18 protein-coding genes and 1 tRNA gene are annotated in these 15913 nt (G+C 64.6%); 12 read left to right on the top strand and 7 right to left on the bottom strand.

The genetic code is table 11. The annotated features are described in order from the left end of the window. The first annotated feature begins 15 nt into the window (after window positions 1-15). From ACW179_RS18385 to ACW179_RS18375, 3 genes are all read left to right on the top strand, one after another. On the top strand, window positions 16-693 hold the full coding sequence (locus ACW179_RS18385; protein WP_492060897.1) for a hypothetical protein: 678 nt from the start codon (window positions 16-18) through the stop codon (window positions 691-693). Window positions 694-786: 93 nt separating this feature from the next. Then, window positions 787-1686: an alpha/beta fold hydrolase gene (locus tag ACW179_RS18380; protein ID WP_492060896.1), complete on the top strand. Its 900-nt coding sequence runs from the start codon at window positions 787-789 to the stop codon at window positions 1684-1686. 76 nt (window positions 1687-1762) lie between these two features. Beyond that, window positions 1763-2653 carry a TraB/GumN family protein gene (locus ACW179_RS18375; RefSeq protein ID WP_492060895.1) on the top strand — a complete coding sequence of 297 codons (891 nt, stop codon included), beginning with the start codon at window positions 1763-1765 and terminating at the stop codon, window positions 2651-2653. Window positions 2654-2677: 24 nt separating this feature from the next. On the opposite strand, the gene ACW179_RS18370 is transcribed toward ACW179_RS18375, so the two are convergent. Next, entirely contained in the window at window positions 2678-3283 is a 606-nt protein-coding gene (locus ACW179_RS18370) for an HD domain-containing protein (protein ID WP_492060894.1), read from the bottom strand. Between the two features lie 148 nt (window positions 3284-3431). On the opposite strand from ACW179_RS18370, the gene ACW179_RS18365 reads away from it, so the two are divergent. Next, window positions 3432-3506, top strand: a tRNA-Gly gene (locus ACW179_RS18365). Window positions 3507-3883: 377 nt separating this feature from the next. Here the strand turns inward: ACW179_RS18365 and ACW179_RS18360 are convergent. Continuing rightward, window positions 3884-4792, bottom strand: coding sequence for a LysR family transcriptional regulator (locus ACW179_RS18360; protein WP_492060893.1), 909 nt, complete (start codon window positions 4790-4792; stop codon window positions 3884-3886). 150 nt (window positions 4793-4942) lie between these two features. Here ACW179_RS18360 and ACW179_RS18355 point away from each other — a divergent pair, with 150 nt between their 5' ends. Further along, complete coding sequence (locus ACW179_RS18355; protein ID WP_492060892.1) at window positions 4943-5680, top strand: SDR family NAD(P)-dependent oxidoreductase; 738 nt, start codon at window positions 4943-4945, stop codon at window positions 5678-5680. Window positions 5681-5855: 175 nt separating this feature from the next. Further along, window positions 5856-6275: a nuclear transport factor 2 family protein gene (locus ACW179_RS18350; protein WP_492060891.1), complete on the top strand. Its 420-nt coding sequence runs from the start codon at window positions 5856-5858 to the stop codon at window positions 6273-6275. A 61-nt stretch (window positions 6276-6336) separates the two neighbouring features. On the opposite strand, the gene ACW179_RS18345 is transcribed toward ACW179_RS18350, so the two are convergent. The 3 genes from ACW179_RS18345 to ACW179_RS18335 all read right to left on the bottom strand — a co-directional run bounded on the left by ACW179_RS18345 (window position 6337) and on the right by ACW179_RS18335 (window position 8655). Beyond that, window positions 6337-6981 carry an NADPH-dependent F420 reductase gene (locus tag ACW179_RS18345; RefSeq protein WP_492060890.1) on the bottom strand — a complete coding sequence of 215 codons (645 nt, stop codon included), beginning with the start codon at window positions 6979-6981 and terminating at the stop codon, window positions 6337-6339. A 143-nt stretch (window positions 6982-7124) separates the two neighbouring features. Further along, a complete protein-coding gene (locus ACW179_RS18340; protein ID WP_492060889.1) occupies window positions 7125-7571 on the bottom strand; it encodes an Rrf2 family transcriptional regulator in 447 nt (148 codons plus the stop codon). Between the two features lie 112 nt (window positions 7572-7683). Continuing rightward, entirely contained in the window at window positions 7684-8655 is a 972-nt protein-coding gene (locus tag ACW179_RS18335; RefSeq protein ID WP_492060888.1) for a LysR family transcriptional regulator, read from the bottom strand. Here ACW179_RS18335 and ACW179_RS18330 point away from each other — a divergent pair. The 6 genes from ACW179_RS18330 (at window position 8639) to ACW179_RS18305 (ending at window position 13663) form a co-directional block, all read left to right on the top strand. After that, complete coding sequence (locus ACW179_RS18330) at window positions 8639-9367, top strand: DsbA family protein (protein WP_492060887.1); 729 nt, start codon at window positions 8639-8641, stop codon at window positions 9365-9367. The genes ACW179_RS18335 and ACW179_RS18330 overlap by 17 nt on opposite strands. Window positions 9368-9432: 65 nt before the next feature. Then, entirely contained in the window at window positions 9433-10308 is an 876-nt protein-coding gene (locus ACW179_RS18325; protein WP_492060886.1) for an MBL fold metallo-hydrolase, read from the top strand. Between the two features lie 3 nt (window positions 10309-10311). Further along, window positions 10312-10701, top strand: a complete 390-nt coding sequence (locus ACW179_RS18320) for a nuclear transport factor 2 family protein (protein WP_492060885.1) — start codon at window positions 10312-10314, stop codon at window positions 10699-10701. A gap of 41 nt (window positions 10702-10742) precedes the next feature. After that, window positions 10743-11228, top strand: a complete 486-nt coding sequence (locus tag ACW179_RS18315; RefSeq protein ID WP_492060884.1) for a nuclear transport factor 2 family protein — start codon at window positions 10743-10745, stop codon at window positions 11226-11228. A 210-nt stretch (window positions 11229-11438) separates the two neighbouring features. Further along, window positions 11439-13049 (top strand): phytoene desaturase family protein, encoded by a 1611-nt coding sequence (locus tag ACW179_RS18310; RefSeq protein ID WP_492060883.1) that lies wholly within the window; start codon window positions 11439-11441, stop codon window positions 13047-13049. Beyond that, window positions 13046-13663, top strand: coding sequence for a TetR/AcrR family transcriptional regulator (locus ACW179_RS18305; protein WP_492060882.1), 618 nt, complete (start codon window positions 13046-13048; stop codon window positions 13661-13663). Before ACW179_RS18310 ends, ACW179_RS18305 begins: the two co-directional genes overlap by 4 nt. A 7-nt stretch (window positions 13664-13670) precedes the next feature. On the opposite strand, the gene ACW179_RS18300 is transcribed toward ACW179_RS18305, so the two are convergent. Together ACW179_RS18300 and ACW179_RS18295 are read right to left on the bottom strand one after the other, a co-directional pair. Next, complete coding sequence (locus ACW179_RS18300; RefSeq protein WP_492060881.1) at window positions 13671-14723, bottom strand: Atu2307/SP_0267 family LLM class monooxygenase; 1053 nt, start codon at window positions 14721-14723, stop codon at window positions 13671-13673. A gap of 155 nt (window positions 14724-14878) precedes the next feature. After that, on the bottom strand, window positions 14879-15562 hold the full coding sequence (locus ACW179_RS18295) for an FMN-dependent NADH-azoreductase (protein WP_492060880.1): 684 nt from the start codon (window positions 15560-15562) through the stop codon (window positions 14879-14881). Between the last annotated feature and the right edge of the window lie 351 nt (window positions 15563-15913).

Here is a 15913-nt window from a genome sequence, read left to right as displayed (position 1 = left end):
GGCAGGAGCATCGCCATGACCGTTGCGTCGAAGTTCCCCAAGTTTCTCTCCACTCCCAAGGCCAGGGTCGCCGCTGCGCTGGCCCTGTGTGGCGGTGTCGTCGGTGCTGGTTCGGGCATGCTGATCGGCAAGCTCGAAAAGGCCGGCACCCTGACCGTCGAGGGATTGGGCTGGTCTGACCTGTTGTCCGGCCTCATCGCTCTGATGCTGATCGCCATGGGCGCGCTGGTCTTGATCGTCAGCGTCAGCCGCAAGACCGCCCTGCGGGTGCTCGATCCGGGCAGCGCCCGCGACGCCACGCCGGCCCAGACCTCCTATTACCGACAGCAGGGCCTCGTATCCCTGTTGGCCGGGCTGATGCTGGCCGCCCCCGTCCTGGCTATTGTACTCTTCGATCCCTTGCCCTTCGAACTGGCCGCTGCCGTCATGATGGGGATCGTGGCCCTGTTCCTGGTGCAGACCGTGGGTAATCTGACCCTGTGGTCCCGCAGCGACGAACTGGTGCGCCGCGTGATGTCCGAGACGGGCGCAGCGTCGTTCTGGATCCTTCAGGGTGCCCTGTTTCTCTGGGCGGCCGGTGAAAAGCTGAACCTGCTGCCGGCCCTGTCCATGTGGGACGCTGTCACGCTGATGATGGCCAGCTATCTGCTGATCTCAACCCTCGTCGCCGGCCGGCGAGGCCTGGGCGGCTAAGCCCCGCCACCGACCTTTCGTCTCCCCTATGCCCTTGCCCCGGCGCGCGTCGCTGAACCCTTTCGCACGCCAAGACTTCAAGGATTTCAAGCCGTGTCCCGAGCCCGCCCCCGCCTTCACGCCTTCGCCATCCTGCTGGCGATCCTGGTCGCCACCGGCGTCATCGGCGGCCGTCAGGCCCATGCCGTCACGCCGTCCGACCGCATCGCCGTCACCGTGACGGGGAAGGGGCCTGACGTGATCCTGATCCCCGGCCTGGCCTCGTCCGGCGCCGTGTGGGACGCCACCGTCAGGCAACTGTCGGGCCGCTACCGGGTCCATGTCGTCCAGGTGGCGGGGTTCGCCGGCGCGCCGGTCGGCGCCAATGCGCAAGGTCCCATGCTCGACCCGCTGGTCGAGGCGTTGGACGGCTATATCAAGACCGCCAAACTCAAGTCGCCGGCGGTGATCGGCCATTCCATGGGCGGTCTCACCGGCCTGGCCCTGGCCCGTCGCCATCCCGCCGATGTGGGGCGGCTGATGATCGTCGACAGCCTGCCCTTCTATCCGCTGCTGTTCTCACCTGCCGCGACCGTCGAGGCCGTCCGGCCGCAGGCGGTAGCAATGCGCGACGGCATGATCGCCATGCCGCCCGAAACCTTCAATGCCCAACAGGCCATGACCATGCCCCGGCTGGTGAAATCGCCCGAAGGTCTGAAGGCGGCGCTGGCCTGGTCGCAGGCCTCCGACCGCGCGGTCGTGGCCCGCGCCCTCTATGACGTGCTGACCACCGACCTGCGTTCAGACCTGCCGGCCGTGACCACGCCGACCGTCGTCCTCTATCCGTTTGATCCGATGATGGGCGCGCCCGTCGAGCGGGTCGAGCAGATGTATGCCGGCGCCTATGCCGCCCTTCCGGGCGTGCGCCTGGAGCGGATCGAGGGGGCCTTCCACTTCATCATGTCTGACCAGCCGGCGGCCTTCGCCGACGCAGTCGAACGGTTCCTGAAATAGCCCAAATGCGGCGGACGCCATTGCCTCCGACCCAGCTTCAACCCTAAGTTTTTCTCGCAAAGCACAGGACAAAGCCATGCTCTCGAATCTACTCCGGCCTGCCCGTCGTCTGGCCGCCGGCCTCGTCTCCATCCTGGCGCTTGGCGCGGCCGTCCCGGCCGTGGCCGAGCCCGCCCTCTGGGCGATCAAGGACAAGGACTCGACCATCTATCTGTTTGGCACCATTCACGTTCTGAAACCCCAGACCCAATGGCGCTCGCCCCGGATCGACGGCGCGATCAAGGCCAGCGGCGACCTGGTGATCGAGGTGCAGGGCGCTGACGACCCGGCCCTGATGCAGCCCCTGATCATGAAGTATGGGGTGGATCAGGCCAAACCGCTGTCGTCAAAGCTGTCGGCCGAAGACCTCAAGCGCGCCCAGACCCTGGCCCAGGCCGCCGGCCTGCCGCCCCAGGCGATGGAGCCGATGCGTCCCTGGCTGGCTTCAATCACCCTGGCCATGATGCCGCTCCTCAAGGCCGGCTATGATCCCAAGAGCGGGGTGGAGCAGGTGATCTCGGCCCAGATGAAAGCCGACGGAAAGTCGGCCGGCGCATTTGAGACCGCCGAGCAGCAGATCCGCTTTTTCGCCGACATGTCGCCGCAAGCCGAGATCGACCTGTTCAAATCCACATTGGATGACGCTGACGAAGGCTCCGCCAAAATCGATTCCATGGTCGCGGCCTGGGCCGCTGGTGACCTCAAGGCACTGGAAAACGAGTTCGTCACCGAGATGAAGACCAACTATGCCGACGTCTATGACGTGCTGCTGACCAAGCGCAACATCGACTGGGCCGGCAAGCTCAAGACCAAGCTTGACGGTTCGGGCGTCAGCTTCGTGGCCGTCGGTGCCGGCCATCTGGTGGGCCCCGACAGTGTTCAGGCGCAACTGACCAAGCTGGGCATCAAGGCAGAGCGAGTGAAGTAGTCAGAAGGCGAGGGGCGGCCGAAGCTATTCGGCCGCCTCAGCTTCCGGCTTGCGCATATAGATCGAGCGCTTGGGCGTGCTCATCACCCGATGCAGCATCGGCTCGAAAGCCTCCAGCGGCATGGATTTGAAGTTCGGGTCGAAGGCGTCTTGGTCGTACAGGTGCCCGAACTGGGCGGTGTACTCAAAGTCCGGATGCCCCCTGAACTGCTCGCGCATGTCGCGGTCCAGGCCCAGGTGGTGGAAGAAGTAATAACCCTGGAAGATGGCGTGGTTGGCAACCATCCAGTGGTTTCGTTCCGACACGAACGGCTGGACGATGGCTGCGGCGATGTCGGCGTGATTGCGCGGCCCCAGGATGTCGCCGATGTCGTGCAGCAGGGCGCAGACGACATACTCCTCGTCGCGGCCGTCGAGATGGGCCTTGGTCGCCGTCTGCAGGCTGTGCTCCAGGCGGTCGATGGCGAAGCCGCCACAGTCGCCTTGCAGCAGCTTGAGATGTGTCACCAGCCGGGTGGGCAGGTCTCGGCCAAACTCCATTGAGGCGTTGGCGATGATGCCCCAGTCCTCGGCCGTGCCATCGACCATGGCGTGGAACTGGGCGCGCGGATGGTGTTCCCCGTCAGCCATGGCGTTTCTCCCCGAACGTTTGTTTGAGCCGATCGTGCGCTCTAACCCCTCGGGCGTCAACGCGGCCTCATCCGACATTCTGCCCGGGACGCGGCCGCTCGCCCCTTGAGAACCCCGGCAAGACCCGCTAGACGAGCCACCACGCCGCGCGGGCGTAGCTCAGAGGTAGAGCGTCTGCTTCCCAAGCAGAATGTCGGGGGTTCGACTCCCCCCGCCCGCTCCAATTTTCCCAATAAAATCAATGTATTTTGTTTCTGGTTTCGGCGCTGGCTGCACCGTGTTTACAGCGATGTTCATCAGCTGATCTGACGGGACAGATCCAATCTGCAGTGCGATTCCGTGGGCGATACGATCACGATCAACATAGCGACAGCGAATTTTGAGAACTTTTTCGGTCTGCCAACCCAGCATATCCGCGATTTGTTCGTCGCGGAGACCATTGGCCATGAGCCTGGTCGCGAAGTTTCCCCGAAGGTCGTGGAGATGCTTTTCGATCTTGGACCCGGCTTTGGCGCAGGCTGTGATCCAGGCTCCCGCGGGGCCGTCCTTTGACCATGGCTTTACATATGAATCACCCACCCGAACGTCCTTGTCAGATAACTAATCCAGGCGCTCGCTCGGGCATTGCTTAAGCCGGTCGATCATCCATCGGCCAGCGGGGCCTGGTGGCGCGCCGGTTCGGTAGACCGCCGACATTGGCATCAGGAAGCCTTTGGCGGGCATGTTATCGATCGAAAGTTCGACAAGTCTGCCTTCGTCGATGTCCTGGCGCACCGCATGCAGAGGCATACTGCCCCAGCCAAGTCCTCCGATCAGAAAAGCATGCTTGGCCGACAGGTCCGCAAGCTTCCAGGTCGATGCTGACATCACACCAAACTCGCGCCCGGCCGACAAATCGGAGCGATCAGTGAGGACGAGCTGAACGTGACGTTTCAGTTCCTCGCTGGGGATCATTCCGCCGTGCTCCGCCAAGGGATGGCTGGCGGCCGCCACCATAGTGCAGCGGATGCTGGTGACCCTCTCGGCTGTGAGCCCGTCTGGGAGAATCGGCAGTGAACCCACGAAGCCAAAGCTTGCCTTGCCTTCGAGAACGGGCTGCACCGCCGCTCCGAGCGCCTCGACGTATAGGCGAAGCGGCGTGACCGGAAAGACCTCGCGGAACTTTTTGGCGACCTCGGCAACGCGCTGCAGGGGCAGGAATACGTCCATTACGGCGGTCAGTTCGGGCTCGAGACCCCCGGCGATACCCTTGGCGCGCGCTCGAAGGTCATCAACACCGGCAACGATAGCTCGAACATCGGCCAGGAGGACGCTGCCCTCGGCGGTCAAGCGCGGGTATCGGCCGCTACGATCAAAGAGCGGAACGTCGAGCTGGGCCTCCAGATTGGCGATTGTTTCGCTGATGGCCGACTGCGTTCGGCGCACGCGGCGGGCCGCAGCGGAGAAGCTCCCCGCGTCAGCTACAGCCACGAAGATCCGCATCTGGGTTAAGGAAAGGGCGTCTGCCACGGTTATGTTCTCCTATCGGATCGGCCGATGGCTGGCATCGGAACTTCTTGGCTGCCCTGAGCAGGACGGGGATGCGATCTCGTGGCCTGTGTTTCGGCGCACCCTCGCGGCGGAACCCGACCTGTCGCCAACCAAGGTAAGAGCCGCGTCATGCTTCACACACACGAGGGGCGCATCGCCGTTGTGACCGGCGCTGGACGCGGTATCGGCTCGGCCATCGCCCTGGGTTTGGCGCAGCGGGGTGCCAAGGTCGTCGTCGTCGATCTGGCCCAGCCAGAAGATACGGTCGCCGCGATCGGAAGCGCGGCCCTGGGTGTCGCCGCTGACGTCTCCAAACCCGAGGGCTGGGCCGCGATCGGGCGGGCGGCGGTGCAGGCGTTCGGGGACGTAGACATCGTGATCAATAATGCCGCCTACTACCCCAATCATCCCATCGAGGACCTCGACCTCGACACCTGGCGACAGACGATGTCCGTCAATCTGGACGCCCAGTTCCTGTCGGCCAAGCAGTTCGTTCCAGCGATGCGGCGCAAGCAATGGGGGCGCTTTGTCGGCATCTCGTCCAATTCGATCGGTTTGCCGGTCAAGGGCATGAGCCACTACATGGCCTCGAAGATGGGCATTATCGGTTTTATGCGCGGCCTGGCCAACGACGTGGCCAATGACGGCATCACCTGCAACGCCGTGCTGCCCGGCCTTACCCATACGGTTGCCACAGAGGCCCAGGGCGAAGAACAAAGGCGTGCCACTTGGCAGGCTCAAGCCATCCAGCGCTTTGCGGAGCCCGGCGACATTGTTGGCCCGGTGCTGTTCCTTACCTCCGATGACGCGGCCTTCATGACCGCTCAGGCTTTGGTCGTCGACGGCGGCCAGTATCGAGTCGGATAGGTGCCGAATCCGGGGCTGCGACAGGGTGAAAGAGGCTCTATGACCCAGCCATTCCCGATGGATAGGCGCAGGCACGATCCGCGCGCCAATACGATTTTGCTCGGCACCGACATTTTGAGCGGTAGCGGTTTGGCCGCGGGCGAAAGACCCTAAACTCATCAAAGAGGACCAGAACATGAGTAATACAAGCGCCGTCGATTTGCTGCGCCGCAGCCTCGATACCTTCTTGGCCAAAGACATGAGAGGGTGGGCTGACCTGTGCGCCGAGGACGTCGTCGCCGAGTTTCCGTTCGCCCCGGAAGGCTCGCCTGCGCGCATCGAGGGGCGCGAGGCGCTCTATGAGTATCTGCGCGGTTATCCCGACGCTATTGATGTGCGCGCCTTGCCAACCCTGAAGATCTACGCGACCGATGACCCGGCCGTGGCGATCGCAGAATGGAGCGCTTCTGGCAAAGTGCTGGCCAACGGCAATCCCTACGAGATGCGCTACGCCACCTTCGTGACCTTCCGAGACGGCCTGATCGTCAACTATCGCGAATACTGGAATCCGCTCGCGTTCCTCAACGCCATGAGCGGCGCTCGCTTCGACGGCTAGTCGCGACGGCCAAGGAGGTGGAGGGCGTGCAAGACGCGAACGCCCTCCACCTCGATAGCACCTAGACCTTGATGAAGTTGTGGGTCGACAGCGCGCCGAACGGCAGCGACGCCAGCGGGCCGCCGACGTCGAGCGAGCCCAGGTCCACGGCGAAGAACTCCAGGGCCTCGATCAGGCCGCGAACCTTGGCCTTCGCATCGGCGTCGTCGCCGGAATAGAACAGCACGCGATTGCCGCCGGCGGTCTTGGGCTCGGGCAGGACGTTGACGTCGAGGTGGTTGAAGGCCTTGACCACCCGCGAGCCCGGGACGAACTGCGAGAAGATCTCACTCGAGTGCTTGCCGTCCAGGTCCACGGCCTTGATGCCGTAGGCTGCGAGCGGATTGGTCGGGTCGCTGGCGTCCGGCGAGTTCGGATCGAGGAATTCCACCGGATTGGTGCCGTCGACGACGATGCGGCCATTCCAGGCGGGCAGGGCGCTAAAGACCTTTTCGGCATCCGTCCAGCGTACTGCGGCGAACACGATGTCAGCCTGGGCGGCCTCCTCGACCGAGCCGGCCTTGATGGACGGCCCCAGTTCCTCGACCAGCGCGGCCAGGGAGGCCGGGCCGCGGCTGTTGGAGATCGTGGCCGAGATGCCGGCCTTGGCCAGGGCGCGCGCCAGGTTCGAACCGAGGGCGCCAGCGCCGATGATACCGATGCTCATTTGCTTATTCCTTTAGTTGGAGGGGGCTGAAAAAGGGAGCCGCCAGCGCCCCTTGAGGCTGGACGGTCCAAGGCGTGATCTCAGGCCCTAGAGCTCTGAAATGATTGTGTGTAGCTGTCTTAGCGACATTTTAGGGCAAGCCTTCACCACACGAGCGGAATAGAGAACTTGCCAAGCTTGGCGACCTCGGCCGCGATGTCGGCGATCGTTGTCCTGGCCAGTTCGGCCTCCATGGCCTGGCGCGCCAGGTCGAGCGTGGGTTGCAGGGCGTCGAGTATGTTGCCGCCCACCGCGCAGCCCTTGCAGGGCGGCGTGCGGTGAAGCGAAAACAGCTCCGTATCCTCGACGGCGTTGTAGACATCCAGAAGGCGGATCTCTTCAGCGGGTCGCGCCAGCATCGCGCCGCCGCCAGCGCCAAGCTGCGAGCGGGTCAGACCCGCTTCGCTGAGGCGTGACAGAAGCCCGCGAATGACGACCGCGCCGGTGTTGGCCGAAAAGGCCAAGTCCTCTGAGCGCAGCGGCTTTCCGCCGCTCACGGCGAGCGCCGTGAGAGCGTGGGCGGCGACTGCGAAGCGGGTGCTGGTTGGCATGTCTAGTTCCGTTTGTGTGTCATCATCACTATTACACAGTCGGAGGCTGGGCAAGGCCTTTTTTTCATGGGCGGCGAGAAAATCGTATTGAGGCTTGGGTGGTGTCGATCGGTCAGGCGTTGGCCGAAGTCACGTCCGCTTCGGCGGTTTGAACCCTGCGCCGTTCCCATTCTACCAAGACGTCGAGAAAGGCGCTGACGCGGGCGCGACGGAAGCGCGTCGCGGGGGTGACGGCGTAGATGCCGCCGCTCTCGAGGCGCCAATCAGGCAGCAGTCGCACCAGTCGCCCGCTGGCCAGGTCCGCTTGCGCCGCATAGTCGGGGAGGACCGACGCTCCGACGCCGGCGCGCACTGCCTCCAGGGCCCCTAGAGTGGCGTCGATGACCAGTGCTGCTGAAAATCGCACGGATCGCTGGTCCCCTGCGCCATCGAAGAATGTCCAGCCCAGCGGGTCGCGCAGGACGCTGTTGGCCACGAAGGGCAGGTCGCCGATCTGGTCGGGCTGTGAACTGTCCGTCAGGCGTGCGGCCAGGTCAGGCGTGCCGACCAGGATCTGCTGGAACGACCCGATGCGCCTGGCCCGCAGGTTGCTGTCGTTCAGCCAGCCGACCCGGATCGCCAACTCGATATCCTTTTCGACAGGATCGAAGGTCTGGTCGCTGATCAGAAGATCAGTGGTGCAGGCGCCATGGCGCCGCTGGAACTCGGCGATCGCCGGGACGACGACGGCCACGCCATAGTCGAAGGGGGCGGTCAGGCGCAGCATGCCGCTGGGCGCGCGGTCGTCGGTTGCGAGGCCCGCGAACGCCTCCTGGGCCTCTGTCAGGACCCGTGCGCAGCGCTCATAGAACGCGCGACCTTCCTCCGTCGGGCGAACGCTGCGGGTGGTGCGCACCAGAAGCGTCGTCTCGAAGGCCTGCTCAAGCTTGGCGACCTGCTGGCTGACGACCGCCTTGGTGATACCGAGCCGCTGTGCAGCCGCCGTGAAGGAGCCGGTTTCGACGACCTCGGCGAAATAGGCCAGGCGCTTGAGATTGCTGATCCCTTGGTTGCCGCCATCGAGCTGATTGTATGTCCTTGGCATACAGAATGTCTATTTTCTCGATCTTCGAATTGCAATCAGCAAGGCGCATATTGGCTGCGAACCTGGAGCCGCGCTGATGACCCACCGCTTTGTCTATCTGTTCGATCCCCTGTGTGGCTGGTGCTACGGAGCCTCGGCGGGGATCAGCCTTCTCGCCACCCAGCCCGGGGTCACGGTGGATCTGCTGCCGACAGGCCTGTTCGCCGGCGATGGAGCACGCGCGCTCGATGCTGGCATGACCAGCCACATCTGGGCCGCTGATCAGCGTATCGCTCAGATGACCGGGGCGGCCTTCACCGAGCGCTATCGTGATCAGGTGATCGGTGGCGGTGGCCGGCTCGACAGCGGACCTGCGACCCTGGCCCTGACGGCGGTGTCCCTCTCGGCGCCGGCGCTCGAGCGCGACGCGCTGAGCGCCATCCAGACCGCGCGCTATGTCGAGGGGGCGGATATCACTGACCCCGCCATTTTGATCGAAATTCTCGCCAGCCTGTCTCTGACCGAGGCGGCGGCGATGATTGCCGAGCCTCAGCCCGCGCTCGTTGCCGCCAACCAGGGCCGCACGACCTACGCGCAAATCTTGATGCGGCGCTTTGGTCTAAGCGGCGTCCCCAGCCTCATCCGCGACGATAGCCAGGGCCTGGCCTTGGCCGACGCCAGCGCCCTCTACCGCAATCCGCTTTCCCTTCTTTCGACGGCCGGCGTCGCTTGACGCCTCGCGCCGCCTTTTCACCCTCAACAGAGCGACGGTTCCCCATGCCCACCCGGAGAACGATGATGACGATGATCGCAGGCGGCGCGGCCGCAACCCTCGCCGGCCAGAGCGATGCCCTGGCCGCTGGCACCAAGCTGGAATGGAAAGCCGTCCCGGCCGGTGAAAACGGCTTCTTCCGCGCGCCGGTCCTGGTCTGGGGCCCCAGGGAAGCCGTGCTGATCGACGGCGGCTTCACGCTGCCCGACGGCCGGGCGCTGGTCGAGGCCATTAAGGCCACGGGCCGGAAGCTGACGACCATCTATGTCAGCCAGAGCGACCCGGACTATTATTTCAGCCTGGGACCGATCAAGGCCGCCTTCCCGGACGCCAAGGTGATTGCCGCCTCCGACACGATCGCGGCCATCCAGGCCAGCGTCGAAAAGAAGCTGGCCACCTGGGGGCCGCAACTGGGCGACAATGGTCCCAAGACCCTGGCCGATATCGTCATGCCGACCGCCTTTGATGGCGACCATCTGACCGTTGACGGCCAGGCGATCCAGATTGTCGCGGCCGAGGGGCTGGCCAATCGCCGCTATCTTTGGGCACCGTCGCTGTCTGCGATCTTTGGCGGCGTGCTGGTGTTCTCGGGCGTCCACGTCTGGACCGCCGACACAGTGGGCGCGGAAGGCCGCGCGACCTGGGTCAAGCAACTGGACGCCATGCTGGCCCGAAAGCCTGCCGTGGTCGTGCCCGGTCACATGACCTCCACGGCGCCCACCGGCGTGGCGGCCCTGACCTATACGCGCGACTATCTGCTGGCCTTCGAGGCCGAGCTGGCCCAGGCCAAGGACAGCGCCGCCCTGATCGCGGCGATGACCGCCCGCTATCCCGACGCCGGCATGGGCGTTGCCCTGCAGATCGGCGCCAAGGTGGCGACCGGCGAAATGAAGTGGGGCTGAGCGATGGCCTCCAACAAGGACATCATCCGGGCCACCTATGAGGCCTCGCCCGAGCAGAAAAGCGCGCGCCTGCAAGCCGCGCTCGCACCTGACGCGACCTGGACCGAGGCGGCCGGCTTTCCCTATGCCGGAACCTATGTCGGCTTTGACGCCATTGCGGCCGGCGTCTTCCGGCGCCTCGCAACCGAATGGGAGGGCTATGAGGCGAAGGCTCACACCTATCTCGAGGACGGCGACACGGTCGCCGCCTTCGGGGTCTATTCGGGAACCTATCGCGCCACCGGCAAGGCGATGACCGCCACCTTCGCCCACCTCTACAGGTTCAAGGACGGCAGGATCCTCACGATGGAGCAGGTCGTGGACAGCAACACGGTGCTGCGGGCCCTAAGCTAGCCCGCCGCCTGAAGCCGCAACCCGCCAGGAGGACAACGAGAATGATCAAGACCATCACGCCCGCCGTCATGGCCGTGTCGCTTTTGGCGGCCGGCCTGTCGGCTCCGGCCTTCGCCCAAACCCCGCCCTCTGCGCCGACCGCCTATGAGGTGGTCAAATCCCAGTACGCCGCCAATGCCCGGGGGGACCTGGACGGCATGCTGAGCACCCTGGCACCCGATGTTCGCTGGACGGAAATGGAAGGCTTTCCCTACCACGGGACCTACATCGGCAAGCAGGCCATCGTCGACAATGTCGTCAAGCGCGTCGGAAGTGAGTGGGACAACTACACCTTCACCCTGGACCGGCTGATCGATGCAGGCGACGTGGTCGTCGGCATCGGTCGCTATTCAGGGACCTACCGCAAGACCGGCAAGTTCATGACCGCGCGCGTTGCTCATGTCTGGGAGGTCAAGGATGGCAAGATCAACCGCTTCGAGCAGTTCGCCGACACCTTGCTGATCGGCCGGGCGGTCAGCGGCGGCTGATAGGGCCTGTCCTTGCGCGTGCCCGTTGAGGCCTCGGGCCAATGGGTCTTCGCGCATCTGCCGGTGGTCAATCGGGGGCGCCCCGGCTTCGATCAGCGACAGGCCGCTGGCGACGGCTCCTGGGCGAGGGGCGGTTGACAGACCAATCCTGTGGAGTCTGTATACGGGTGTATACATTGCCCGATGAACGGGCGTGTCTGGGAGGACGCCATGCGGACCACGGGATCGCCTTATCGCAAGGGGCGCGCCGTTGAAGGGGGCTTTGACGCGATCGTCGTCGGATCGGGTATGGGCGGCCTTTCCGTCGCGGCCATTTTGGCGCGTGAAGGCCAGGCGGTGCTGCTTTTGGAGCAGAGCAGTGTCGTCGGCGGGATGACCCAGTCCTACCAGCGTGACGGTTATCGCTGGACGGTGGGGCTGCACTATATCGGCGACGTCGCCTCGCCCCGCACCATGACCTACAAGCTGTTCGACTACGTGACCGGCGGCGGCGTACGCTGGGTGCCGATGCCGGAGCTCTTCAACCGCATGGTCATCGGCGGCCGTGAGTACCAGATACCGGCCGGCGAGGCGCGCTACGCCGAGGCCCTGAAGGGCTACTTTCCGACCCAGGCACAAGCGATCGACGACTATCTGGCGCTGGTGCGTCAGGTGTCCAAAGCGTCCGCGCCCTTCTTCGCCCAGAAGGCCCTGCCCGAGACCATGGCGCGGGTCGTGCTGCAGGAGGGCTGCGGTCCTTTCCTGGCCCAGTCCGATCGTCTGACGATCGATGTCCTGCGTGATCTGACCGACGATCCTGAACTGATCGCGGTCCTGTGCGCCAACTGGGGCGATTACAGCCTGGAGCCCACCAAGAGCTCATTCGCCATGCACTGCATGCTGGCCAAGCATTACATGAACGGCGGCAGCTATCCGGTCGGCGGTGGGGCGGCCTTTGCCGACGCCATGACGCCGTTGATCGAACAGGCCGGCGGGCGGGTGCTGCACGGCGCCGAGGTCACGGAGATTCTCGTCGACGATGGCCGCGTGCGTGGCGTGCGCATGGCCGATGGCGTTGAGATCAACTGTGACACGGTCATCAGCAACGCCGGGGTCCAGAACACCTTCGGCCGGCTGTTGGACGCCGGGACCGCGCGAGACGCCGGTCTCGACGTCAAGCTGACCCAGGTGGTCGATACCTACGCCGTCGTCGGCCTCAATATCGGCTTCAACCGCTCGGCGGCCGAGCTGGGCTTCACGCCCGCCAACATCTGGGACCACCCCAGCGCCGACCTGCAGGCCAATCTTGAAGCCCATCGCGCCGACTTCGCCGCGCCCTTTCCCTGGAGCTTCATTACCTTTCCGTCGACCAAGGACCCCAGTTGGGACGAGGCCTATCCCGGCAAGGCGACGGTCGAGATGTACGCCTACACCGACTATCGGCATTTCGAGCGCTGGGCTGATACTCGCTGGATGAAGCGCGGCGACGACTATCTGGCGCGCAAGGCCGATATCCAGGCGCGCCTCTTGGAGAACCTGTTCAACTTCGTGCCAGCGGCGCGCGATGCGGTTGATCGCGTGGAGGTCTCCACGCCGCTCACCTACGAGACCTTCGCCAAGCGCCAGCGCGGCGGTTTCATGGGGGTGGAGAGCTCGCCCCAGCGCTTCAGGCAGGACTGGCTTCGGGCCCGCACGCCGATCGAAGGGCTCTGGCTGACCGGTCAGGACGTCTCGACCGACGGGGTGATCGGTGCCCTGGCGGGCGGCGTGATCTGTTCTTCGGCCATCCTGGGCAAGGACATGATGAGTCAGATCCGGCAGGCGTCGGAGGCGGGGGGATGAACACCGCCGAGGAAGCCCCGCTTCGCGAGCGGATCCTGACACTGGCGCTAGATCGCTTTCTGCTCCCCGGACACGAGCAGTTGTCGATGCGCCAAATGGCCGCCGAACTGGGCGTCACCCCGATGGCCCTCTATCGCCACTTCAAAAACAAGGAAGACTTGCAACTGCACTTGCTGGACGCCGGGTTCAGGCGCTTTGGCGCCTACTTGGCGCGAAGCCAAATCGGCTCAACGCCGCTGGAACGCCTGGTGCTGATGGCCGATGGCTTCGCGGCCTTCGCCGTCGAGAACCCCGGCTATTTTGAGCTTTTGTTCCTGTCGAGCCGAACGCTTCCAGGCTTGCGGGACCGTGAGGCGGTCAAGGCGGTGGCACTTCCGACCTATAGGGTCCTGCTGGAGGCCACCCGCGCCTGCGTCGCATCGGGGGACCTGCCGTTGAACGAGGTCCACGAGACGGCGCGCGATATTCTTGCCTTCTGCATGGGACAGGCAGCGCTTTACATATCCGGGACGCTCGGCTGGTCGGCCGAGGAGGCCAAATCGGCCGCGCATAACGCCTTCGGCCGCTATCTTTCGCGTCTGCGTGGCGCGCGGGCCGGGGGCCAGAGCGCCTGAGTTGGGGTCACCCGCGCTTTTGCCCCGCGCCAAGCACCCCCTTGACGGCGGGCGCGACCTCGGTGCCCAGCAATTCGATTGAACGCTGCATGGCCTTTGTTTCCAGCATGGCCGAACTCATCTGGAAGGTCAGGCGGGAGATACCGCCAAGCGCCTTGTCGGCGGCCAGAACCTTGTCACGCACGGTCTCGGGGCTTCCGATAAGGAAGGCACCGCCCGGGCCGCGCATCGCGTCAAATTGCGCGCGGGTCGCCGTTGACCAGCCGCGTTCGCGGCCGATCTCGGTGAACATGTGCGCCCAGCCTGGGAAGAAGGCGTCAGCGGCCTCCTGGTCGGTTTCGCCGACGAAACCCATCGCATGGACCCCAACCTTGAGTGTGTCTGGCCCATGGCCTGCGCGCCGGCCGGCTTCACGATAGAGGTCCACCAAGGGGCGGAACCGATCAAAGCTTCCACCGATGATCGCCACCATCAAAGGCAAGCCGAGGGTTCCCGCGCGGACGAAGGACTGCGGCGTGCCGCCAACCCCCAACCAGATCGGCAATTTGGCTTGGTGCGGTCGTGGAAAGACGCCTTGGCCGTTCAACGGTGGTCGGAAACGTCCGCGCCAGGTGACGCCGACCTCGTCTCGCAGCTTCAGGAGAAGGTCGAGTTTTTCGGCGAACAGGGCGTCATAGTCCTCCATCGCAAAGCCAAACAGCGGATAGGCTTCGCCAAACGAGCCGCGCCCGACAACGATTTCTGCTCGCCCCTTGGCGATCAGGTCGATGGTCGCGAAGTCCTGGAAGACACGTACGGGATCGGCAGCGCTAAGCACCGTCACTGCGCTGGTGAGACGGATGCGCTGGGTCCGGGCCGCCGCCGCCGCCAGGATCACGGCCGGTGCGGAATCCAGGAACTCTTTGCGGTGATGTTCGCCAATCCCGAACACATCCAAACCGACCCGGTCGGCGGTCTCGACCTCAGCCAGCAGGGCGTCCATTCGGTCGGAAGCCGACACGGTATGGCCCGTCTCCGGGTTTGGGATCGTGGCCGCGAAGCTGTCGATACCGATTTCCAAGGTCGCTCCGTAGGCTGGTGGTGGCTGGTGTCTCAATCAGACGGGGGCAGATCGACGGGGTAGGGGATATTGAGCGACCGCGAGCATGGGCTCAGCAGCCCCGTGCTCGCGGTCTTGGTCTGCGTAAGTCTGCAGCAGATCTAGTGGCCTTGCGATCAGGCCGCCAGCGCTTGGATCTGCGCCCTTGCACCGGCGATCGCCGCAGCCTTGACCTCCTCGCCGAGCGCCAGACCTTCGGCACGGACGACCGTGACATTGGTCAAGCCGATAAAGGCCAGGACGCTCAGCAGGTAGGTTTCCTGATGGTCCATGGCCGCGCCGGGCGCGTCGCCAGAATAGACGCCACCGCGCGTCGAGGCCACGAAGACCGTTTTGCCCGTCACCAGGCCTTCGGGGCCGTTGGGACCGTAGCGGAAGGTGCGGCCCGCGACGCTGACGCGGTCGACCCAAGCCTTCAGTTGGGTGGGAATGCTGAAATTGTACATCGGCGCACCGATCACGATGATGTCGGCGGCGAAGAGTTCGTCGATATAGGCCGCGCCAGTGGCCAGATCCTGACCCAAGACGGCATTGCCAACTTCTCCGCCTTGGAACACCGCCATGTGAGCGTCCGACAGATGAAGGGTGGCATCGACGACGAGGTCGCGGCGCACCACCCGCGCTCCAGGATGAAGCGCCTCTTGGCGCGCGACGATGTCGGCGGTCAGCGCGCGGCTTACCGAATAGCCGCCGAGAATGCTGGAATCGATGTGCAGGATCGTCTTCACGGAATGGTCCTCCGGACGCCCGCTGCGAGCAGGCGTGATGCGAGAAAGAAAAGTCTTGATCGCGTTGAACATGGCGGAGGCTTCCCACAGGGAATGGGTGTGCGAAAGCCGGTATGTTGTGATGCTATCCATCGGAGAAATCGATGGTTCGGCACTCTCGTGTGCGTTCTGAACTAGCGCAGCCCGGCGCGTGCGGATTGCTTCAGAAGAGCACCGCCAGGAGGGGGGGGGGAGCTCGGAGATTGCTGTCGTCGATTGGCAAAGGAACATCAAGTTACTGGAGGCAAACGGCCTACGGCTCGTGACTCTTGGACGACCTTGGGAAGGTCCGCTTCCGGGCAAGCCTCAGCGGCCCGTGCGATGCGCGTCCACCCAAGGGCAGATATAACGCGTCTGTGAGCTTGGAAGGGTCTGCTTGCTGGC

Source organism: Caulobacter sp. AVps18, assembly GCF_058681425.1.
The sequence above is the reverse complement of the archived record's forward strand: the minus strand, read 5'-3'. Positions and strand labels throughout refer to the sequence as shown.